This is a genomic window from Oryzomonas rubra, from assembly GCF_008369015.1.
In the GTDB taxonomy this organism is placed as follows: domain Bacteria; phylum Desulfobacterota; class Desulfuromonadia; order Geobacterales; family Pseudopelobacteraceae; genus Oryzomonas; species Oryzomonas japonica.
On sequence record NZ_SRSD01000005.1, the window covers coordinates 292,435 to 313,164 of the forward strand.

The following is a 20,730-nucleotide window of genomic DNA, read 5'->3' on the forward strand; positions in this document are numbered from 1 at the left end:
CCTCCCGGCCGGTCTCGTGTGGTGCGTTCATCCCTATTTTGTCAGGCTGACGAGCTTGTCGCCCTTATAGATCGCATCGATACTTTTGACCACCAACGCGGTCGCCGTTCTTCTACCGGTTTCCAGAATGACCAATGCCCCCAGCAACTCCTGGGGCAAGCGCTCGATACGCCCCTCGACGTATTTTCGGTCAAGGGTCACATCGCGGACAATATAGAGCATATTGCCTGCCTCGGCTCCCTGGGCGCTTCCCAGGTCGATGTAGACGATGTCGCCGGCGGCGATGATCTCAGTCCCGCTGTAGCTCTCGACGATATACCCTTTCAACTCCCTGGTCGGCATCTTGAGGGAGACCTCCCGGCGTTTGTCGTCGCGATACGGCATAAGGTAGGAGCCGGGGGAGATTTCCTGATAGGTCTTGGTAATGATGGCGCGCGAGGCCTTTTGCTCCAGGTCGGTCAATTGCAGCGTTCCCAGCGGAATTACCTTGGTGCCCATGATCTCGCTTGTGACGGGGTGGCTGACGGTCCCCTCCTTCCGGTAGACCGAAAACTTTTCCCCTCCTTTCGCGCCTTGCGCCTTTCCAATATCGGTGTAGACGATATCGTCGTCCCCGGCCACGATACGGTCATGGTGCATGGCGACGACAAAACCGGCCGGCTTGGCGTCGGTCTCCATCAGAAAGCCTTCACTCCCCCGCACACTATAGGTGCGTTCGGCAACCACCTCGGCCATGGTTTCCGCCTGAGCCGCCGCCTTTTGAGCTGCCGGTGCGGCCTGTTCCCTGGGCTCGAATTCCAGCCGGTCGGAGAATACCCGAACCTTTTGCCCCGGATAGATCAGGTGCGGATTAGTGATTTGGCTGTTCCTGGACCACATGTTCGGCCAGTAGCGAGGGCTTTTGATAAAGCGGTCGGACAGGCCCCAGAGGGTATCACCCTGCTTTATGACGTAGATGGTCGGCTCCTCATCCGCGGCCAGGGCCAGGCCGGGCACGAAAAGCGCTACGGTAAACAACAGCATGGCAAGTCTGATTCTCATACGCACCTCGGTCGTTCCTGAAAGAGTAAACAGCGGGAAACGCTACAAGCTCTTAATTGGCGGTCAGTCGCTCCCGCGCCTTGGCCGCTACCGGGCTGCCGGGATAGGCCTTGATCAGGCGTTCATAGGCGACGGTAGCCTTATCCTTCTCACCCATGGCCGCCAGAGTATACCCCAGCTTCAGAAGTGCATCCGGGGCCTTGGCGCTTTTGGGGTAATCGTCCACAACCTTTTGGAAGGCGTCGCGCGCCTTGGGAAGCGCGGACAGGCTATAGTGGCATTCGCCGATCCAATAGACGGCGTTGGCGGCATAGCCGCTTTTGGGGTCGTTTTTGAGAAACGCTTCAAACGCCTCGATAGCGGCCGGAAAGCTGTTGGCGCTATAGAGGCCGAACGCCCTGACATAGTCGGAAGGAGGCCCATAATCCTTGCCCTTGGAGGCGGCCTCCTGATTGATGACCTCGATCTTGGGCGCCGCCTGCAGCGAGATGCGCGCCTTGAGTTCATCCTGGGCGGTCCGCAATTCCCTGATGGTGTCCTGAAGCTGCTTGAGTTGGGCGCTAACGGCCTTGGCCTGATCTTCCTGGGACTGGACCTGGCCGGACAACTCATTCATACGCTGTTCGGCCCTTTTGTCGGACTGGATGAGATGTTCGACCTTCGCCTCGGTCTCGGTCTGGCGTTTGACCATGAGGTCGTTCGACGCACAACCGGCCAGCGCGAGAGAAGCGGCAACGCATACGGCCCACCGGATGCCGGATGGCATAATTCCTCCAAATGTCAGGATTTTTTCATAAATTAAAGCTATAAACTTTCGTTTGTCAAGCGAAAGCTGGCTTTTCGACCAGAGGAAAGGCGGCGGGAGCCGTCAAGCAGAAGAATGAAACTCCGACCGACGGCCTCTTTTTGCCCGTTACGGGAAAGAGGAGTCGCTTATGCCGCTATTCACGCTCTGCCGGGGCAAAAACCACTTGTTATAGTATGGACTGCCTTTTCGTCGTATTCTTGGTGGTTCCGGACAAACTGCGGCCAACCGTTTTTCTTGGTTTAATTAACGGGCAGAATATGTTAGCATTTTCTTTCCACGCATGCAGCCACCACATCACATCACGACGGGAACCATCCGTGAACACCCCCGAACTTCTGGCTCCGGCCGGCAACATGGAAAAACTCAAGATCGCCGTCCATTACGGCGCCGATGCCGTCTATTTGGGCGGGCGCTCCTTCGGGCTGCGCAATCTGTCGGACAACTTCGACATCGAGGAGATGCCGGCAGCCCTGGACTATTGCCACAGCCACGGGGTGAAGGCATACCTGACGGTCAACAGCTACCTCCACAACGATGCACTGCCCCGGCTCGAAGAATTTCTCCGCCAGACGGCGCCGTTTCCCTTCGACGCCTACATCGTGGCCGACCCGGGCGTCATGGCCATGGTGCGCACCATCTCCCCCCAACGCGAACTGCACCTCTCCACCCAGGCCAACACCATCAACTGGCAGAGCGCCCGGTTCTGGGCCAGCCAGGGGGTCAGGCGGATCAACCTGGCGCGGGAGATGAGCCTGGACGCCATCAATGAGACCATCGCCCACGTCCCGGAGATGGAATTCGAAGCCTTTGTCCACGGCGCCCTGTGCATCTCCTATTCGGGCCGCTGTCTGATCTCCAGCGCCATGGCGGGCCGCGACGCCAATCAGGGGGAATGCGCCCACCCCTGCCGCTGGAGCTATCATCTGGTGGAGGAAACCCGCCCCGGCGAATACTTCCCGGTGGTGGAGGACGAGAATGGCACCTTCATCTTCAATTCCCGGGATCTCTGTCTGCTGGAGCATTTGCCGGCACTGGTGCAGAGCGGGGTTGCCGCACTCAAGATCGAGGGACGCATGAAGGGGATCAATTATGTGGCCTCGGTGCTGCGGGTCTACCGCCAAGCGCTGGACGAGTACCGTGCAAACCCGTCCGACTGGCACTGCCGGCCCGAATGGCTGGAGGAGTTGGCCAAACTGAGTCACCGGGGGTATACCACCGGTTTTCTCTTCGGCGCTCCTCGCAACGTGGGGCAGGAATATCACGCGGCCTACATCCGCAGCCACGAGTTCGTCGGTCTGGTGGAAACGGCACGCGCCGACGGCGAGGTCGTGATCGGGGTGCGCAACCGCATCCGCTCGGGTGACGAACTGGAGTTCATCGGTCCGGGCATGCGGGCGGGCTGGTTTACGGTAAAGGGCATGAGGGTCCTGACGCCGGAAGGCGATTCCGTCGAGGCCGATACCGCCAACCCAAACCAGCGAATTCTCCTTGCCCCCCCCTTTGCGGTCGAGCCCTTTGACCTCGTGCGCCGGGCAAAGGGGGAAACGCCGTGAGGGACCTGAAGGGGTACGTCCACGACGGGGGGAGCGGCTGGCTGCGGGACATGGTGATCCTAGCCTTTGTCCTGGGTATCCCCTTTTTCCAGTTTCTGGGAGGATTGCCGCTGATCGATCCCGATGAAGGACGCTATGCGGAGATCCCCCGGGAGATGGTGGAGCAGGGGGATTTCGTCACCCCGACCCTCAATTACGTCAAATATTTTGAGAAGCCACCGCTGTTGTACTGGCTGAACGCCGTTTCCCTCAAGCTCTCCGGCCTCACCGAGCAGGCCGCCCGCTTCCCGTCGGCACTGTGCGGCCTGCTGACCATGCTGGCAACCTATATCATCGCCCGACGTCTTTACGGCCGGCGCACGGCCCTGATTGCGGCGGCGATCCTGGGGACTGCGGCAGGTTTCGTGCTCCAGTCGCGTATCATCCTGACCGATATGCTGCTGACCTTCTGCCTCACGGCAGCGCTGGGGGCCTTTATCATAGCCAGCCAGCGCGAGGGGCGTCGCAGCACTGCGGGGCCCTGGTACGCTTTCTATCTGTTCTGCGCCCTTGCGGTGCTGGCCAAGGGGTTGATCGGCATAGTTTTCCCGGCCGGCATCATCTTCTTTTACCTTTTGTTGAGCGGACGTTGGAAACTGCTCGGCGAGATGCGCATCCCCACCGGCCTGACACTGTTCCTGGCTCTGGCCGCTCCCTGGTTCGTGGTGGTGTCCCTGCGGAATCCCGAATTCGCCCGCTTTTTTTTCATCCACGAGCACTTTGAACGCTTCACCAGCACCGTGCATGGCCGCTATCAGCCGTTCTGGTTTTTTCTACCGGTCCTGGCGGCAACCCTGCTCCCTTGGTCGTTCTTCATCCCCGGAGCCCTGAAACGGGCTTGGCGCGACCGCCATCACGACGACAGCCAGGCCGGGCTCTACCTCCTGATCTGGACGGTGCTGATCTTCCTGTTCTTCTCCAAGTCCAACTCCAAGCTGGTCCCCTACATCCTGCCGATCTTTCCGCCCTTGGCCATCCTGATCGCCAACCGCATCGACCGGGTGCTGGATGGCCAGGGACGAGAGCTCAAGCTGGCCTCCATTCTGCTGGGCATGACCCTGACCATTCTGGGCATCGCGGCCCTGGCCTATGCCCGCCTTCCCGAGCTGGCCGACCTGCTTGCCGGAGTTCTGCCGAGGCTGAGCGACCCGCTGCACCAGTTCATCAACAACGCCCCGGCGGTGACCGCAGCGGGAGGCACGTTCATCGCAGCACTGTTTCTGATACAGGGGATAGCCGCCATGGTCTTTGCGGGCAGTAACCCGCACCGCATGGTGGTTACGCTCTGCCTCTGCTCCTTTCTGCTTGTAATTTTCATCCCGCGATTGATAATGGTGCCCATCGCCCAGGCCGAATCCTCCCGCCCCCTGGCGCTGCAAGCCCGTTCCCTGGCCGGACCGCAAACACGCATCGTGACCTTCGGTCCCCAGCAGGGGGTCTCCTGGTACACCCAGCGTCGGATCATGGTCACCGATAAACTGGACGAACTGGAGTTCGGCAGCAAACAGGGGGATCAATCCGCCTGGTTTCCCGACCAGCAGGCGTTGCTGCGGATGTGGGAGAGCGATACCCCGGTGCTGATCATCCTCAAAAAGGGCGAACTGGACCGCCTGCTTCCGCTGCTCCACCCCGCCCCGCGAATTATGGGAGAATCGGGCCGGCGGCGGCTGATATCGAACCGGTAAGGTTGTTGAAAAACAGCCATCTCGCCGCCATCCTCGAAAGCCCTTTCGTGCGGCGTAGCCCTGCTACGCCTCCGCAGGGCCTTCTGCGGGTGCGACGATCTGACTATTTTTGAACAACCTGAGTTTTTCAACTGCCTCTTAAAGGAGTACCACAATATGCGCGAAACCTTTCTCCCCTTTTCCACCCCCACCATCGAAGATGCCGAGATCAACGAGGTCGTCGACTCCCTCAAATCCGGCTGGATCACCACCGGCCCCAAGGTCAAGCGTTTCGAGGAGGCTTTCAAGGCCTATGTGGGGGCTCCCTACGCCATCCCCCTGAGCTCGGCCACCGCCGGCCTGCACGTGACCCTGCTGGCCCTCGGCATCAAGGAGGGGGACGAGATCATCACCACCCCCATGACCTTCGCCTCCACGGTCAGCATGATCATCCTCTGCGGCGCCACGCCGGTATTGGCGGACATCGAACCCGGCACCCTCAATATCGATCCGGCCAGGATCAGGGAAAAGATTACCCCCCGCACCCGGGCCGTCATCCCGGTGCACTTTGCCGGCCAGTCCTGCGACATGGACCCTATCTTCGCCCTGGCCCGGGAACACAACCTGACCGTCATCGAGGACGCGGCCCACGCCGCAGGCACCGAATACAAAGGGCGACGCATCGGCTCCCTGGACTCCATCTCCATTTTTTCCTTCCACCCCAACAAAAACATCACCACCGGCGAGGGGGGCATGGTCTGCACGGCCGACGAGGCGTTGGCCGAGGAGATCTCCCTGCTCAAATTCCACGGCATGAGCCGCGAGGCCTGGAAGCGCTTTGCCGCCAGCGGCACCCCCAACTACGACATCCTCCTGCCAGGCTTCAAATACAACATGATGGATATCCAGGCCGCCATCGGCATCCACCAACTCCCCAAACTGGACAACTTCATCCAAAAGCGGACCGAGATCGCGACCTATTACAACCGGGAGTTCGCCGACGTCGCCGAGTTGGCGCTGCCCGCCTATGCCCCCTATGACCAGCGCCACGCCTGGCACCTCTACACGCCGCTGGTCAGGATCGAAAAACTTGACATCGACCGCGACCAGTTCATGGCGGAGTTGAAGAAGCACAACATCGGCAGCGGGCTACACTACAAGGCCATCCACCACCATCCCTACTATCGCGACCACCTGGGCATAGCCGACAGCGACCTGCCGGTGGCCACCTATGCCTCGGAGCGGATACTCTCCCTGCCGCTCTTCCCCAAGATGACGAAAGAGGATGCCGCCGACGTCGTGACGGCGGTGAAAGCGGTGATTGCGGCCCACCGCTGCACCCGGTAAGCCGGAGGGCGTCCTGAATCCGTGACGCCGGAATGCCGCTTTGACCGGAAGAGCCGGGGCCCGCACGCCGCCCCTGTCGTGGCGAGCCACCCACCCTGCCGGTCCTCCGTCGGGTTGCCGGTATCTAAAGGCAAAGACTGAGGCCTTCCGGACAAACAAGGCATGGAAGCGTCACGGATTCAGGGACGTAAAAAAACGGGGCAGCATTTTGCGCCGCCCCGCGTCTGTTGCACCTTCTCATGGCTGGTATCGTCATTTAATGGCGATATTCTTCACCACCCGCTTGTCCTCCACTTTGGGGACCCTGATCTCCAGAACCCCCCCGTCGAACTTGGCGATCACCTTGTCGGCGTCCAGCCCTTCCGGCAACCGCAAGGTTCTGCTGAATTTGCCGTAGCCACGTTCAAGCCTCAGGTAATCACGCGTGTCGATCTTTTCCTCGGTCTTCTTCTCGCCGCTGATTTCAAGCATGTTGTCAATCAGCTTCACCGTGATGTCGTTCTTTGTCAGACCCGGCAAATCGGCCTTGACGACGATAGTGCCGGCGTCCTCGAAGACATCCACCGATGGCGACATCCCTTCGCGCCCCATGTCGTGCAGGAAACCCCTGAACGGTGCCATGCCCGTTTCAAAGAACGGGCGCCGGAACATCTCATTCATCATCCGTTCCATGTCGTCGATCAGGCTGGGAAGCCGTGTGGTTTCGAGCCAACTCCCCCGTGTTTCGGGCACATGCTCCGCCGTTACCGGCACCGTTGTGGTTTCACCGGTGTCCCGTACAGATCTGAGATGTGTCGTGCCTCTCATGACCATGCACCTCCTTTGTACACCATAGTCACCTACGACATAATTATACCACTTTGAAAATGCAGGTCAATATCATTACAATTACTCCGGACACCCGGCGGTGACGGGTGAACCCCTTAATTATCTTGAAGGATGGGGACTTTTTGCGTAAACTGACACCATGCCGATACTACTGGGCCCGGGATCGTGGCCGCAGGAGAAACCAATTATGAGTATTGCCGAACAGATCAGACAAATCGCCGTGGAGGCTCGTCAGGCTTCGCTGGTTACGGCGCGTCTGTCCACCACCGCCAAGAACGACATGCTGTTGCGGATGGCCGATGCCCTGGAAGGGGACACGGCCGGGATCATCGCCGAAAACGGCAAAGACCTGGAGTCGGGGCGCCGGAAAGGGCTCTCCGCCGCCATGCTCGACCGCCTGATGCTGGATGAAAAGCGGATAGCCGCCATTGCCGCCGCCCTGCGCGAGGTGGCCGCCCTGCCCGATCCGGTGGGTGAGATCACCGGGATGCGCAAGCGCCCCAACGACCTGATGGTGGGCAAGATGCGCATCCCGCTGGGGGTGATCGGCATCATCTACGAGGCCCGCCCCAACGTGACCGCCGATGCGGCCGCCCTCTGCCTCAAGGCAGGAAACGCCGTAATCCTCAGGGGCGGATCGGAGGCGATCCACTCCAACCTGGCCATCGCCGCAATCCTGACCCGGGTCATGGCCGACATGAACATCCCGCCGGCGGCCCTGGCGGTGCTCCCCTTTACCGAACGGGAAGGGGTGCTGGAGATGCTCAAACAGGAAGAGTCCATCGACCTGATCATCCCCCGGGGGGGCGAGAGCCTGATCCGCTTTGTCTCGGAGAACTCGCGCATCCCGGTCATCAAGCACTACAAGGGGGTCTGCCACGTCTTTGTGGATGCCACGGCCGATTTCGACAAGGCCGAAAAGATCGTCGTCAATGCCAAGGTGCAGCGCCCGGGCGTCTGCAATGCCCTGGAAACCCTCCTGATCCACAAGGATGTGGCGGCCGCCTTCATCCCCCGCATCGCCGCCACCCTGGAAGGGCTCCAGGTGGAACTGCGCGGCGACGAAGCCTTCCGGCGGTATGCCCCCTCGGCCACGCCTGCCACCGAGGAGGATTGGCATGCGGAATACCTGGAACTGATCCTCGCCTGCCGGGTGGTGGACGACATGGATGCGGCCATCGACCACATCAACCGTTACGGCTCCCTGCACACCGAAGCCATCGTCACCAGCGACTACGGCCGGGCCCAGCGCTTCATCCGCGAGGTCAACTCGTCCTGCGTGCTGGTCAACGCCTCGACCCGCTTCGCCGACGGCGGCCAGCTCGGCCTGGGGGCCGAGATCGGCATCTCCACCACCAAGCTGCACTCCTTCGGCCCCATGGGGTTGGAGGATCTGACCACCACCAAGTTCATCGTCTACGGCGACGGGCAGGTCCGGGCTTGACCGGAGAAAAGAGCCGAACATGACCGCTCAACAACAGATCGACACATTCCTCGCCTCGCCGGCCTTCGGGGTTGTGGGGGCATCGAAGAATCGCTCCAAATACGGCAACAAGGTGCTGCGCTGCTACCTGCAGCACGGCTACGAGACCATACCGGTCAACCCCAATGAAAAGGAGATCGAAGGGGTTGCCTGCGTTGCCGCCATCAACGATCTTCCACCCCAGGTCAAGAGCATCTCCATGATCACCCCGCCCGAGGTAACCGCCCAGCTTGTGCCCATGGCCCTGGAGAGAGGGATCGAGAACATCTGGATGCAGCCGGGGGCGGAGCACCCCGAGGCGGTGGCCTTCTGCCGGCAGCGGCACATCAATGTCATTGCCGACGGGAGTTGCCTGCTGGTGGTGCTGGGGTACCATGACCACTAACCCGGAATGCGGACGTTTAAAACCGGCCTGAGTCTATTTTCAACGCCACAGAGACGCGAAATATCCGGCATAATGAATTGTTACACGATATTTGCTTGCCAGCGGCCTGAAAAGCTGACATAGTAATAGGAGTTAATCTGGACGGGCGTATGCCCGTCCTTTTATTTTGAAAGATTAGGAGTTTTACCATGCAGGAACGTATCAGAAATATCGCCATCATCGCACACGTCGACCATGGCAAGACCACATTGGTCGACGCCATGCTGCGCCATTCCGGCGTCTATCGGGAGAACGAGGCCATCACCGAACGCGTCATGGATTCCAACGACCTGGAGAAAGAACGCGGCATCACCATTCTGGCCAAAAACCTCTCCATCCACCATGGCCGCTACAAGATCAATATTGTGGATACCCCGGGCCACGCCGACTTTGGCGGCGAGGTGGAACGCGTCCTGAAGATGGTCGATTCGGTACTCCTGCTGGTCGACGCCCTGGACGGCCCCATGCCCCAGACCCGCTTCGTACTCAAGAAGTCCCTTGACCTGGGACTGAAGCCGATCGTGGTTATCAACAAGATCGACCGTCCCGGCAGCCGGCCGGACGAGGTGCTGAACATGGTCTTCGACCTGTTCTGCGAATTGAACGCCAGCGACGAGCAACTGGAATTCCCGGTAGTCTACACCAGCGCCAAGATGGGCTACGCCAAATTGGACGTCAGTGCCGATTCCAGCAGCATGGAACCGCTCTTCGCCGTGATCGAGAGCAATGTCCGCCCCCCCCAGGGAGATGCCAAGGCCCCCTTCCAGATGCTGGTGGCCAACATCGACTACAATGACTACATCGGACGCATGGCCACCGGCCGCATCTTCAACGGCGGCGTCTCCTCCGGCGAGACCGTCGCCATGATCAAACAGGACGGCACGATCCAGCGGGGACGCATAACCAAACTGCTGGGGTACGAAGGGCTGAAACAGGTGGAAATCAGCGTGGCGGAAACCGGCGATATCGTTACCGTGGCCGGCTTCGACGAGATCAGCATCGGCGAGACCCTGGCCTCGGCGGAGAACCCCATCGCCGTCCCCTATGTCTCCATCGACGAACCGACCCTGGCCATGAACTTCATGGTCAACGCTTCCCCCTTTGCCGGCCGGGAAGGGAAATGGGTCACCTCGCGCAACATCCGGGAGCGCCTGACCAAAGAGTTGCGCACCAACGTATCCTTGCGAGTGGAAGATACCGACTCCCCGGACACCCTGAAGGTTTCGGGCCGTGGCGAGCTGCACCTGTCGATCCTGATCGAGAATATGCGCCGCGAAGGCTTCGAGCTGGCCGTGTCCAAACCGGAGGTCATCATCCGCGAGAAGGACGGCCAGAAGATGGAGCCGATGGAATACCTGGTGGTTGACGTGGCCTCCGAATTCCAGGGCGCCATCATCGAGAAGATGGGACCGCGCAAGGGTGAAATGGCGGCCATGAGCCCCATGGGCGACATGGTGCGCCTGGAGTTCATCGTCCCGGCCCGCGGCCTGATCGGCCTGCGGGGCGAAGTACTGACCGATACCCGCGGCACGGCGGTCATGACCCACACCTTCCACGAATACGCACCCTACAAGGGTGACATCCCGGGCCGCAAGAACGGCGTGCTGATGGCCATGGAGCACGGCGAGACGACCGCCTACTCCCTGGACGCCCTCCAACCCCGCGGCACCCTCTTCATCGGAGCCGGGGTAGAAGTCTACGGCGGCATGATCATTGGCCAGCACGCCAAGGACAACGACCTGGACGTCAACCCCTGCAAAGGGAAAAAGCTGACCAACGTGCGCGCCTCCGGCACGGACGACGCCATCAAGCTGATACCGCCGCGCATCCTGACCCTGGAGCAGGCCCTGGAATTCATCGACGACGATGAATTGGTGGAGGTCACCCCGCTCTCGATCCGCATGCGCAAGAAGGAACTGGACCCGACCAAACGGAAACGGGCCTCAAAGGGCTAACTGCCCGGTACCTTTCAAATATCTGCGGGATGGAATCGGCTGATTCCATCCCGTTTTTTTGTATCTGCGGCCGGGCGAGGCCACCGTCTGCCGACAGGCATGCTGCGGCGTCGGCCAACGACCCTGGTGACGGTTGTGGCACCGGCGCACCGGGAACAGCCCCTCTCCCGCTGGAGTTGCGAACGCAAATGCCCACATCTTAGTCATCGCCGGCACCTCCCCCTGCTCTCCCGCGGCGCTTCGGTGCACAAAAAAACAGCAGCCACATCCCGTATAGACCTCCCTTCGCCCCACCTCCAAACATAACGATTCGATATTGCTACAACAATTAGTTTGGCATACCACATGCAAAGTGCCTGCATACCTGAAAAACAGACATGCATAACCGAAACAGGGGAAGATAATTGGCAAAGGCGCCAACCATTTACCGAAATGGCGCGCCTTTTTTATTGGGGGCCGACAGGTTTGCCCAGAGAGAGGTGAGGGACATCATGGCAAAGCCCGACTGGTACGACACAACCGACTGCGAAACCCACGACAAGGGCGCGCCGAAGTTCTGCAAGAAATCCGAACCCGGCGAAGGCACCGAACGCTCCTGCGCCTACGACGGCGCCCGTGTCGTATTGATGCCGATTACCGATGTGATCCATCTGGTGCACGGCCCCATCGCCTGCGCCGGCAACTCCTGGGATAACCGCGGCGCCCGTTCTTCCGGGTCACAGCTCTTCCGGCGGGGCTTCACGACCGAGATACTGGAAAACGACGTCATCTTCGGCGGCGAGAAGAAGCTTTACAAGGCCATTCTGGACCTGGCGGAGCGTTACAAGGGACAGGCCAACGCCATGTTCGTCTACGCCACCTGCGTGACCGCCATGACCGGCGACGACGTGGAGGCGGTCTGCAAGGCCGCCTCGGAGAAGACAACTATCCCGATCATCCCGGTCAATACCCCCGGCTTTATCGGCGACAAAAACATCGGCAACCGGCTGGCCGGCGAAATACTGTTCAAATATGTCGTCGGCACGGCCGAGCCACCGGTGCTGGGTGACTATCCCATCAATCTGATCGGCGAGTACAACATCGCCGGCGACCTGTGGGGCATGATGCCGCTCTTCAACCGCCTGGGCATCCAGATCCTCTCCTGTATCAGCGGGGACGCCAAATTCGAGGAGTTGCGCTACGCCCACCGGGCGAAGCTCAACATCATTATCTGCTCCAAGTCCCTGACCAACCTGGCCAAGAAGATGCAGAAAACCTACGGCATGCCCTACCTGGAAGAGTCCTTTTACGGCATGACCGATACGGCCAAGGCGCTCAGGGACATCGCCCGCGAACTGGACAATGCGGTCAACGGCCTGGAGAAGCGGACCATGCAGGACCGGGTGGAACAGCTCCTGGCCGAGGAAGAGGAGCTGTGCCGCCAGCGCATCGCCCCCTATCGCGCCCGGCTGGAGGGGAAGCGGGCCGTGCTGTTCACCGGCGGCGTCAAGACCTGGTCCATGGTCAACTCCCTGCGGGAACTGGGCGTCGAAATCCTGGCGGCCGGCACCCAGAACTCGACCCTGGAAGACTTCTACCGTATGAAAAGCCTGATGCACAAGGACGCCAAGATTATCGAGGACACCTCCACCGCGGGGCTCCTGGGGGTCATGGCCGAAAAGATGCCGGACCTGATCGTGGCCGGCGGCAAAACAAAGTATCTGGCGCTCAAGACCAAGACGCCGTTTCTGGACATCAACCATGGCCGTTCCCACCCCTACGCCGGTTACGAGGGTATGGTGACCTTTGCCCGCCAGCTCGACCTGACGGTCAACAACCCGATCTGGCCGGTGGTGAACGCCCCGGCGCCGTGGGAAAAGAGCGATGACGAACTCTCCGCCGATGTTGCCGCGGCTGCGGGTCACGCCGCCACGTTCCTGGCCGAGGACCTCTCGGCCTCCCGGGTCAAGGTTTCCACAAAATGCGCCACGGTCAACCCGCAGAAGAATTCCCCGGCACTGGGTGCAACCATGGCCTATCTGGGGATCGACAATATGCTGGGACTGCTGCACGGCGCCCAGGGGTGTTCCACGTTCATCCGCCTGCAACTGTCGCGGCATTACAAGGAGTCCATCGCCCTCAACTCCACCACCATGAGCGAGGAAACGGCTATCTTCGGCGGCTGGGAAAACCTCAAGAAGGGCATCAAGCGGGTGATCGAAAAGTTCAAGCCCGAGGTGGTGGGCATCATGACCTCCGGCCTGACCGAAACCATGGGTGACGACGTGCAGAGCGCCATCGTCCACTTCCGCCAGGAAAATCCCGATTGCGCCAGCGTGCCGATTGTATGGGCATCCACCCCCGACTACTGCGGTTCCCTCCAGGAAGGATACGCCGCCACCGTGGAAGCGATCCTCGCAACCCTGCCGGAAGCGGGCCCGGCCGTGGAGCGGCAGGTCAACCTGCTGCCGGGCGCGCACCTCACGCCCGCCGACGTGGAAGAGATCAAGGAGTTGGTCGAGTCCTTCGGCCTGACGGTGCTGACCATCCCGGACATCGCCAATGCCATGGACGGGCACGTTGACGATGTGGTTTCGCCTCTCTCCACCGGCGGTATTACGGTGGACGCTATCCGCACGGCGGGCCGAAGCGTCGCGACCCTGTATATCGGCGACTCCCTGGCCAAGGCCGGCCTGAAACTCAACGAGCGATTCGGCATCCCGGCCTATGGATTCAACTCCCTGACCGGACTGGCCGAGACCGACCGCTTCATGGAGACGCTCAGCGCCATCGCCGGGCTCCCCATCCCGGAAAAGCACCGCCGCTGGCGGAGCCGCCTCATGGACGCCATGCTCGACAGCCACTACCAGTTCGGCACCAAGAAGGTGGCCCTTGCCCTGGAGTCGGACAACCTCAAGGCGCTGACCACCTTCCTGAGCGGCATGGGATGCGAAATCCAGGCGGCCCTCAGCGCTACCCGCACCAGGGGGCTGGACGCCCTGCCGAGCGCAAACGTCGCCGTGGGCGACCTGGAGGACCTGGAAGAGGCGGCCGCGGGTGTCGATCTGCTGGTGGCCAACTCCAACGGCCGCCAGGCAGCCGGCAAGCTCAAGATCGGGGCACACCTGCGGGCGGGAGTGCCGGTCTTCGATCGCCTGGGCGCCCACCAGAAGGTCTGGGTCGGCTACCGGGGAACCATGAATCTGGTCTTCGAGGTAGCCACCCTGTTCCAGGCCAATGCCAAGGAAGCGCTGCGGGTGGCGCATAATTAGACCTGAGAACGACAGTTATTCACCACAAAGACACAAAGAGCACAAAGGATTCACAGAGTTACCGATGAAAGGGCATTCTCTCGAAGTTGAGTCCCCCCAGTTGTGAAATTGCCATACAACTAACTGAAATCATTCTTTGTGCAGCTTTGTGTCCTTTGTGTCTTTGTGGTGAACTGCATTTCCCCTGTTGGAAAGTTTTTCAGCAAAGGAGTCAACCATGAAAATAGCATTCACCACTTCAACCGGCGAGATGATCGATCAGCACTTCGGCCAGTGCCAGAGCTTCCACATCTGGGAGGTCGGCCCGGACGAGGCGGAGTTCCTCACGACCGTCAGCGCCATCACCACGGCCGAAGACGAGGAGGACCGCATCATGGCCCGGGCCAGCGCCATCGCCGACTGCGCCATCGTCTATACCATGCAGATCGGCGGCCCGGCGGCGGCCAAACTGGTTGCCAAGAAGATCCACCCCATGAAAACCGGCTCCGAAGTCAGCCTGAAGGAGACCGTCGAACGGCTTCAGGAAGTGCTGCGCGGCAACCCGCCGCCATGGATCAGAAAGGCGATGAACAAGGAACAGGCCACCTCGTTTTTAGAGGATTGATGTACCCGCAGGACACGCGCCACACCACACAATCATAACGGAGGAAAGAACCATGTCTTACATCACCGCCCTGACAAAGAACAAACAGGAATGGACCCCCCAATTCATCAAGTCCATCGACGAAGAGCTCTGTATCGGCTGCGGACGCTGTTTCAAGGTCTGCGCCCACGACGTCCTGGCCTTCGAGGAACTGGACGAGGACGACTCGGCCAAGATGTTCATGAAGATCGAGAACGACGGCAACTGCATCGGCTGCCAGGCGTGCGGCCGCACCTGTTCCAAGAAGTGCTTTACCTTTGAGCCGGTTTCACTGTAGAAGACCGGTCGGGATTCGGCGGATTTGAAAATTCTGCCGGATTGCGGCAAGGAGGTGGTATGCTCATCGCAGTCGCATCCAAGGACGGCAAGGAAATCAACCAGCACTTCGGCCATGCCGAGCGTTTTTTGATCTATGACGTGGAACAGGACGAGGCCAAACTGGTCGATGAGAAGAGGGTGGAGCGCTACTGTAGCTTTGATCCGGAGAACCCGCTGCGCGGCCACGCCCTGAGAGGGATTGCCGACGCCCTCCAGGGATGCCGGGCGGTGGTGACGGCCCAGATGGGCGAGCACCCCCAGGGTGAGCTGGAAAAACTGGGGATTACCGCTTTCGCGGTATCCGGCCCCATTAAAGCCACGCTGGTGGAACTGGCAAAGATACTGTAGCCTAGTATCCATCCGTTCGAGAGAGTAACCTTTCACAATGAGGTGATAACCTGTGGAAAACGGTTCATTCAACTACTGCAACCTGCCGCCGTGGGTTATCGCCTCGCGCCACTTCAACGACAATCCCCAACCGCTGGAGATTCAGGGCGTCAAGGAGGGCAACCGTTTCCTGTTCGAGAAGCTGGCCTCCATCTCCTCCCAGGAGGAGCGCGCCCTGATCTTCAACGACTTCATGTCGGTCAAGTTTCAGCTCCACAACTGGCAGGACCAGGCCACCGACACCGCCCGCAAAAGCATCAAGAACAGCTACCTGCGTTTCCTGCGCGGCTGGATGATGGATTCCAACTCCATAGAGGGGGCGGTGCTCAAACGCTGGGTAGAGAGCCGCATGGGCATCACCCCCACCTTCCACCGCGCCAGGATTTCCGACATCCACAGCGAGGCATATTTCGATTTTTCGGTGGATGTCATGAAGGGGAGCGCCCGCACCAACGCCATCCAGTCCCAACTGGACCTGCTCTACGAGTACTGCCAGTTCGAGCTGGTCCGCAAGTACCCCGCAACCCCCACCATCCCCCTCTACCGGGGCACCTACGATGCCAATGAACACAGCGTGCTGGAGCAGATCGGAAAACGCGAGCAGATCGTCCGCCTGAACAACCTGGTCTCATTCACCTCGGACGAGGAGCGGGCCTGGGAGTTCGGCTCCACGGTGTGGCGGGTCGAGGTGCCGCTCAGCAAGATCTTCTTTTACAACGACCTGCTGCCCGGCAGCATCATGAAGGGGGAGGGAGAGTATCTGATCATCGGCGGCGAATACCGGGTCCGCCAGGTGATGTGCACGCTGTAGGAGGTTGTTGAAAAACAGCCATCTCGTCGCCGTCCTCGAAGGCCCTTTCGTGCGGCGTAGCCCTGCTACGCCTCCTCAGGGCCTTCTGCGGGTGCGACGATCTAACTATTTTTGAACAACCTGGGTTTTTCAACAGCCTGCTAGTCCCGCGGCGGGCAACATCCCTTGGGAAACCGCGGCACCCCCATCTTCCCCAGGATCGTGAACAGGGGGCAGAACTGGGTAAAGCCGGACTGGAATAGGTTGAGGCCGACAAAGCCGGTGAACCAGAGCCAGTAGGGCGAATGGAAATGGGCCAGCAGCAACGAGACGATGATGAATGACCCGGCAATGATGCGGACCACCCGTTCGACGTAATATTCTTCTTTCATGTGCATTTCTCCTCTGTTTCTCTGCGACGGAACACTCACAAGCATTCCATCCTCCGGAAGCGCAAATTGCCCGCTTCTACCTTTTTGCCAACATCTCCGCTATCTTCCCCGCCACCTCCCCCGTCAATACCGGGCAGATACCCTTGTCGTTGGTGGCGCGGATGGTCTTGCAGCAGGTTACGCCATACTTTCCCTTGAACCAGGTATGCAGTTCGCGGGTAATATGGGTGATCTGCTTCTTATCTTCCTTCAACACCAGCCCCAGTCCCACGGTGGCGCCGGAGACGGCGCCGCAGATGCAGCCGGAGCCGGAGCCGCCGCCGAAACCGCTGGCCATCTGCACCACCTCCTCGGGCAGGTCGGGGCGGAAATGGTTCCTGACCACCGCCAGCACCGCCTCGGCGCAATGATATTTTCCCGAGCGGTACAGCGCCTCGGCCTCGCTCCGACATTGTTCGGACAGTTCCACCCCTCCCGGCGATGGTTGTGTGCTTTTCGACCAGAACATGAAATCCTCTCTCGTACGTTGGTATGGGGATGGACAGGATGCGGGCACCGTGGCCCCCCTGCTCTGTCACCCCTGTGTCGTCATGCCTCTTGCTTCTTACCGTTATGCCGTTCCTTCCAGCTCTGCACCAGATAGTACAGGACCGGTATGGTCACCCGGGACAGGGTCGTGGAGGCGATCTCGCCGCACATCATGGCGATGGCCAGTCCCTGGAAGATCGGATCGAAGACGATCACGAAGCTCCCCACCACCACGGCCGCGCCGGTCAGGAGCATGGGGCGGAAGCGTACCGCGCCGGCCTCGATGATGGCCTCGTCCAGGGGCATCCCCTCCCGGCGCTTCATCTCGGCGAAGTCGATGAGGATGATGGAGTTGCGTACGATGATGCCGGCCAGGGCGATGAAGCCGATCATGGAGGTGGCGGTGAAGAACGCCCCGAACAGGGCGTGCCCCGGCAGGATGCCGATCAGGGTCAAGGGGATGGGGGCCATGATCACCAGGGGGGTGGTAAAGTCCTTGAACCAGGCCACCACCAGGATGTAGATCAGCACCATCACCGCGCCGAAGGCCATGCCCAGATCGCGGAAGACCTCGTAGGTGATGTGCCACTCGCCGTCCCACTTCATGCCCACGTGTTCCTCGCTCCACGGCTGCCGCGAGGCCAGCACCTCGATCTTTGCCCCGTCCGGCGTCGGCAGGGCGGCAATCTCGTCGCGCACCTTGAGGATGGCGTAGACCGGGGCCTCGATCTCGCCGGCCACGTCACCGATCACGTAGACGACATTCTTCAGGTTTTTGCGATACAGTGTCTTTTCCTCGGCCCCCGTGGTGGCCCGCACCAGTTGGGAAAGCGGTACGTTACCCCTGGGTCCGGGGAGGGAGATCGACGCGAGGTCGGCCACGGAGCTTCTCTGGGTGACCGGCAGACGCAGGTTGATGGTGACCGGCTCCTTTTCCCGGGGCAGATGCAGCAACCCCACATCCTGCCCCCCCAGGGCGATCTTGAGCGTCCGCGCCACATCCTCCACCGGGATGCCGGCCAGGGCGGCCTTTTCCCGGTCAACGGCGAGGGTCACCTTCTGCTGGTCGTCCTCCCGATACCAGTCCACGTCAACCACCCCGGCGGTCCGGGCCAGGATCGCCTTGACCTTGGCGGCAACCCCCGCACGGCTGGCGTCGTCCGGCCCATAGACCTCGGCCACCAGGGTCGAGAGCACCGGTGGTCCGGGGGGAATCTCGGCCACCTTGACCCGCGCCCCGTACTTGTCGGCGACCGCCTTCAACAGGGGCCGAATGCGCTTGGCAATGGCATGGGACTGGTCTTTGCGCTCGTCCTTGCGCAGCAGGTTGACCTGGATATCGGCCAGGTTCGGCCCACGGCGCAGGTAGTAGTGGCGCACCAGACCGTTGAAGTTGAAGGGCGCGCTGGTGCCGATGTAGAGCTGGAAATCGCTGACCTCGGGCACGCCCCGCAGGGCATCCCCCATCTCGCGGGTAATGCGGGCGGTCTGCTCCAACGGCGTTCCGTCCGGCGCATCGATGATCACCTGCAACTCGTTCTTGTTGTCGAAGGGGAGCATCTTGACCGTAACGGCCTTGAACCAGATCAGCGAGCAGGAGAGCAGCAGGAGGACCACCACACCTGCCAGAAAGCTGTGGCGCAGAGTGACGTTATGGATCAGGGCTCCCATGCCCTTGCGGTAAAAGGCGGTCAGCTTCGAATCCTCGGGCGCCTCGTTGGAACCGTAATGGGATTCCCCCTTCATAAAGCGGTAGGCAAAGTAGGGGGTCACGATAAAAGCGATCAGCATGGAGAAAAGCATGGCCATGCTGGCCCCCACCGGGATGGGACGCATGTACGGTCCCATCAGCCCACCTACGAAGCCCATGGGCAGGATCGAAGCGATCACCGCGAAGGTGGCCAGCACCGTCGGGTTTCCGATCTCGTCCACCGCGCGGACGGCGGCCTCCAACGGCTTGAGCACCGTGGTGGTGAAGTAGCGATGGATGTTCTCCACCACCACGATGGCGTCGTCCACCAGGATACCGATGGAAAAGATCAGGGCGAACAGGGTGATACGATTGAGCGTGTAGCCGATCAGGTAGAAGATCAGCATGGTCAGGGCCAGGGTGACCGGGATGGCGATGGCGGCCACCGCTCCGGCCCGCCACCCCATGAACAGGGCGATCAGGATCGTGACCGAAAGCGCCGCCAGGAACATGTGGAACAGGAGTTCGTTATTCTTCTCCTTGGCGGTCTCGCCGTAATTGCGGGTTACGGTGACCTGCACATCCGATGGGATCACTTTCCCCTTGAGTGCCTCGACCTTTTTCAACAGGTCCTCGGCCACCCAGGTCGCGTTGGCCCCCTTGCGCTTGGCGATGGAAATGGTCACCGCGGCGTAATCCTGGTTCGGGTTGCCGGTCAGGCCTTTGGCACGGGCCCCCGGTCCCAATCCCATGAAGACATACGTATCCGGGACCTTCACTCCGTCAGAGACTTGGGCCACGTCGGCCAGATACACCGGTTTGCCATTGTACACCCCGACCACCAGACGCTTGACCGCATCGCTACTCTCCAGGAAATTGCCGGTTTCCACCAGCATCTCCCGGTTGCCGCTGGTGAAGGAGCCGGAGGCGAGCGCGGCGTTACCCTTTTGCAGGGCCGCCGCCACCTGGAGGGGCGAGAGGCCATAGCCGGCCAGTCGCGGGGCATCCAGGGTCACCCGCACCTGACGCGTCAATCCGCCCTTGATCTCCGTTTCGGCGGCATTGTCACCTTTCCTCAGGTCATCGCAGATCTCCCGGGCCAGGGTACGGAGGGTGGCGTGATCATAGCGCGGGGACCAGAGGGTCAGGGCCATGATGGGGACATCGTCGATGGATTTCGGCACCACCAGCGGCTCCCCCGCTCCCGGCGGGAGGATGCCGTGGTTGCTCATGACCTTGTTGTAGAGCTTGACCAGCGACTCCTCCATGGGTTGCCCCACCAGGAAGCGCACCGTAATGATCCCCATGCCGGGCCGGCTCATGGAGTAGAGGTATTCGACCCCCTTGATCTCCCAGAGCTTGCCTTCGAAAGGCTTCACCACCCGCTCCTGCACCTCCTGGGGTGAGGAGCCGGGGAGGGGGAGGTAGATGTCCACCATCGGCACGACGATCTGGGGTTCTTCCTCCCGTGGGGTCATCTTGACCGCAAAGACGCCCAGAAGGAGCGAGGCGGCAACGATCAGCGGCGTCAGCTTGGAGTCGATGAAGGCGTGGGCTATTTTTCCGGCAAAGCCGAGACGTTCCATGGT

General features: G+C 60.8%; 17 protein-coding genes. 11 read left to right on the top strand and 6 right to left on the bottom strand.

Annotated elements, in window-relative coordinates; genetic code table 11:
* Positions 1-33: 33 nt before the first annotated feature.
* On the bottom strand, positions 34-1,041 hold the full coding sequence (locus tag ET418_RS10305) for a LysM peptidoglycan-binding domain-containing protein (RefSeq protein ID WP_149307518.1): 1,008 nt from the start codon (positions 1,039-1,041) through the stop codon (positions 34-36).
* Between the two features lie 52 nt (positions 1,042-1,093).
* Positions 1,094-1,807 carry a tol-pal system protein YbgF gene (gene ybgF, locus ET418_RS10310; RefSeq protein ID WP_149307519.1) on the bottom strand — a complete coding sequence of 238 codons (714 nt, stop codon included), beginning with the start codon at positions 1,805-1,807 and terminating at the stop codon, positions 1,094-1,096.
* A 359-nt stretch (positions 1,808-2,166) separates the two neighbouring features.
* On the opposite strand from ybgF, the gene ET418_RS10315 reads away from it, so the two are divergent.
* The 3 genes from ET418_RS10315 (at position 2,167) to ET418_RS10325 (ending at position 6,452) form a co-directional block, all read left to right on the top strand.
* On the top strand, positions 2,167-3,402 hold the full coding sequence (locus ET418_RS10315; RefSeq protein ID WP_149307520.1) for a peptidase U32 family protein: 1,236 nt from the start codon (positions 2,167-2,169) through the stop codon (positions 3,400-3,402).
* Positions 3,399-5,126: a phospholipid carrier-dependent glycosyltransferase gene (locus ET418_RS10320; protein ID WP_246153018.1), complete on the top strand. Its 1,728-nt coding sequence runs from the start codon at positions 3,399-3,401 to the stop codon at positions 5,124-5,126. The genes ET418_RS10315 and ET418_RS10320 overlap by 4 nt, the downstream gene beginning before the upstream one ends.
* 156 nt (positions 5,127-5,282) lie before the next feature.
* Positions 5,283-6,452, top strand: a complete 1,170-nt coding sequence (locus ET418_RS10325) for a DegT/DnrJ/EryC1/StrS family aminotransferase (RefSeq protein WP_149307521.1) — start codon at positions 5,283-5,285, stop codon at positions 6,450-6,452.
* A 252-nt stretch (positions 6,453-6,704) separates the two neighbouring features.
* On the opposite strand, the gene ET418_RS10330 is transcribed toward ET418_RS10325, so the two are convergent.
* The gene (locus ET418_RS10330) at positions 6,705-7,259 is read right to left on the bottom strand and encodes an Hsp20/alpha crystallin family protein (protein ID WP_149307522.1); all 555 of its coding nucleotides are present in this window, start codon (positions 7,257-7,259) and stop codon (positions 6,705-6,707) included.
* Positions 7,260-7,467: 208 nt separating this feature from the next.
* Here ET418_RS10330 and ET418_RS10335 point away from each other — a divergent pair, with 208 nt between their 5' ends.
* From ET418_RS10335 to ET418_RS10370, 8 genes are all read left to right on the top strand, one after another.
* Positions 7,468-8,724 carry a glutamate-5-semialdehyde dehydrogenase gene (locus tag ET418_RS10335; protein ID WP_149307523.1) on the top strand — a complete coding sequence of 419 codons (1,257 nt, stop codon included), beginning with the start codon at positions 7,468-7,470 and terminating at the stop codon, positions 8,722-8,724.
* A gap of 19 nt (positions 8,725-8,743) precedes the next feature.
* Positions 8,744-9,148, top strand: a complete 405-nt coding sequence (locus tag ET418_RS10340; RefSeq protein ID WP_149307524.1) for a CoA-binding protein — start codon at positions 8,744-8,746, stop codon at positions 9,146-9,148.
* Positions 9,149-9,336: 188 nt separating this feature from the next.
* Entirely contained in the window at positions 9,337-11,142 is a 1,806-nt protein-coding gene (gene typA, locus ET418_RS10345; protein WP_149307525.1) for a translational GTPase TypA, read from the top strand.
* A gap of 491 nt (positions 11,143-11,633) precedes the next feature.
* On the top strand, positions 11,634-14,393 hold the full coding sequence (locus tag ET418_RS10350) for a bifunctional nitrogenase iron-molybdenum cofactor biosynthesis protein NifEN (protein ID WP_149307526.1): 2,760 nt from the start codon (positions 11,634-11,636) through the stop codon (positions 14,391-14,393).
* 217 nt (positions 14,394-14,610) lie between these two features.
* Positions 14,611-14,997 (top strand): nitrogen fixation protein NifX, encoded by a 387-nt coding sequence (gene nifX, locus ET418_RS10355; protein WP_149307527.1) that lies wholly within the window; start codon positions 14,611-14,613, stop codon positions 14,995-14,997.
* 52 nt (positions 14,998-15,049) lie between these two features.
* Entirely contained in the window at positions 15,050-15,313 is a 264-nt protein-coding gene (gene fdxB / locus ET418_RS10360) for a ferredoxin III, nif-specific (protein ID WP_149307528.1), read from the top strand.
* 59 nt (positions 15,314-15,372) lie between these two features.
* The gene (locus ET418_RS10365; protein ID WP_149307529.1) at positions 15,373-15,702 is read left to right on the top strand and encodes a NifB/NifX family molybdenum-iron cluster-binding protein; all 330 of its coding nucleotides are present in this window, start codon (positions 15,373-15,375) and stop codon (positions 15,700-15,702) included.
* Positions 15,703-15,754: 52 nt separating this feature from the next.
* A complete protein-coding gene (locus tag ET418_RS10370; protein WP_149307530.1) occupies positions 15,755-16,552 on the top strand; it encodes an NAD(+)--dinitrogen-reductase ADP-D-ribosyltransferase in 798 nt (265 codons plus the stop codon).
* Between the two features lie 140 nt (positions 16,553-16,692).
* Here ET418_RS10370 and ET418_RS10375 read toward each other — a convergent pair whose 3' ends face one another.
* The 3 genes from ET418_RS10375 to ET418_RS10385 form a co-directional block, all read right to left on the bottom strand.
* Positions 16,693-16,923 (bottom strand): YgaP family membrane protein, encoded by a 231-nt coding sequence (locus ET418_RS10375; RefSeq protein ID WP_149307531.1) that lies wholly within the window; start codon positions 16,921-16,923, stop codon positions 16,693-16,695.
* A 76-nt stretch (positions 16,924-16,999) separates the two neighbouring features.
* The gene (locus ET418_RS10380) at positions 17,000-17,431 is read right to left on the bottom strand and encodes a C-GCAxxG-C-C family protein (RefSeq protein WP_149307532.1); all 432 of its coding nucleotides are present in this window, start codon (positions 17,429-17,431) and stop codon (positions 17,000-17,002) included.
* An 80-nt stretch (positions 17,432-17,511) separates the two neighbouring features.
* A complete protein-coding gene (locus ET418_RS10385; RefSeq protein ID WP_149307533.1) occupies positions 17,512-20,727 on the bottom strand; it encodes an efflux RND transporter permease subunit in 3,216 nt (1,071 codons plus the stop codon).
* Between the last annotated feature and the right edge of the window lie 3 nt (positions 20,728-20,730).

What these genes read in the sequence shown, in the direction of transcription:
- ET418_RS10305 (WP_149307518.1), bottom strand. Translation starts at nt 1,041, where the DNA reads ATGAGAATCAGACTTGCCATGCTGTTGTTTACCGTAGCGCTTTTCGTG.
- ybgF (WP_149307519.1), bottom strand. Translation starts at nt 1,807, where the DNA reads ATGCCATCCGGCATCCGGTGGGCCGTATGCGTTGCCGCTTCTCTCGCG.
- ET418_RS10325 (WP_149307521.1), top strand. Translation starts at nt 5,283, where the DNA reads ATGCGCGAAACCTTTCTCCCCTTTTCCACCCCCACCATCGAAGATGCC.
- ET418_RS10330 (WP_149307522.1), bottom strand. Translation starts at nt 7,259, where the DNA reads ATGAGAGGCACGACACATCTCAGATCTGTACGGGACACCGGTGAAACC.
- ET418_RS10335 (WP_149307523.1), top strand. Translation starts at nt 7,468, where the DNA reads ATGAGTATTGCCGAACAGATCAGACAAATCGCCGTGGAGGCTCGTCAG.
- ET418_RS10340 (WP_149307524.1), top strand. Translation starts at nt 8,744, where the DNA reads ATGACCGCTCAACAACAGATCGACACATTCCTCGCCTCGCCGGCCTTC.
- typA (WP_149307525.1), top strand. Translation starts at nt 9,337, where the DNA reads ATGCAGGAACGTATCAGAAATATCGCCATCATCGCACACGTCGACCAT.
- ET418_RS10350 (WP_149307526.1), top strand. Translation starts at nt 11,634, where the DNA reads ATGGCAAAGCCCGACTGGTACGACACAACCGACTGCGAAACCCACGAC.
- nifX (WP_149307527.1), top strand. Translation starts at nt 14,611, where the DNA reads ATGAAAATAGCATTCACCACTTCAACCGGCGAGATGATCGATCAGCAC.
- fdxB (WP_149307528.1), top strand. Translation starts at nt 15,050, where the DNA reads ATGTCTTACATCACCGCCCTGACAAAGAACAAACAGGAATGGACCCCC.
- ET418_RS10365 (WP_149307529.1), top strand. Translation starts at nt 15,373, where the DNA reads ATGCTCATCGCAGTCGCATCCAAGGACGGCAAGGAAATCAACCAGCAC.
- ET418_RS10375 (WP_149307531.1), bottom strand. Translation starts at nt 16,923, where the DNA reads ATGAAAGAAGAATATTACGTCGAACGGGTGGTCCGCATCATTGCCGGG.
- ET418_RS10380 (WP_149307532.1), bottom strand. Translation starts at nt 17,431, where the DNA reads ATGTTCTGGTCGAAAAGCACACAACCATCGCCGGGAGGGGTGGAACTG.
- ET418_RS10385 (WP_149307533.1), bottom strand. Translation starts at nt 20,727, where the DNA reads ATGGAACGTCTCGGCTTTGCCGGAAAAATAGCCCACGCCTTCATCGAC.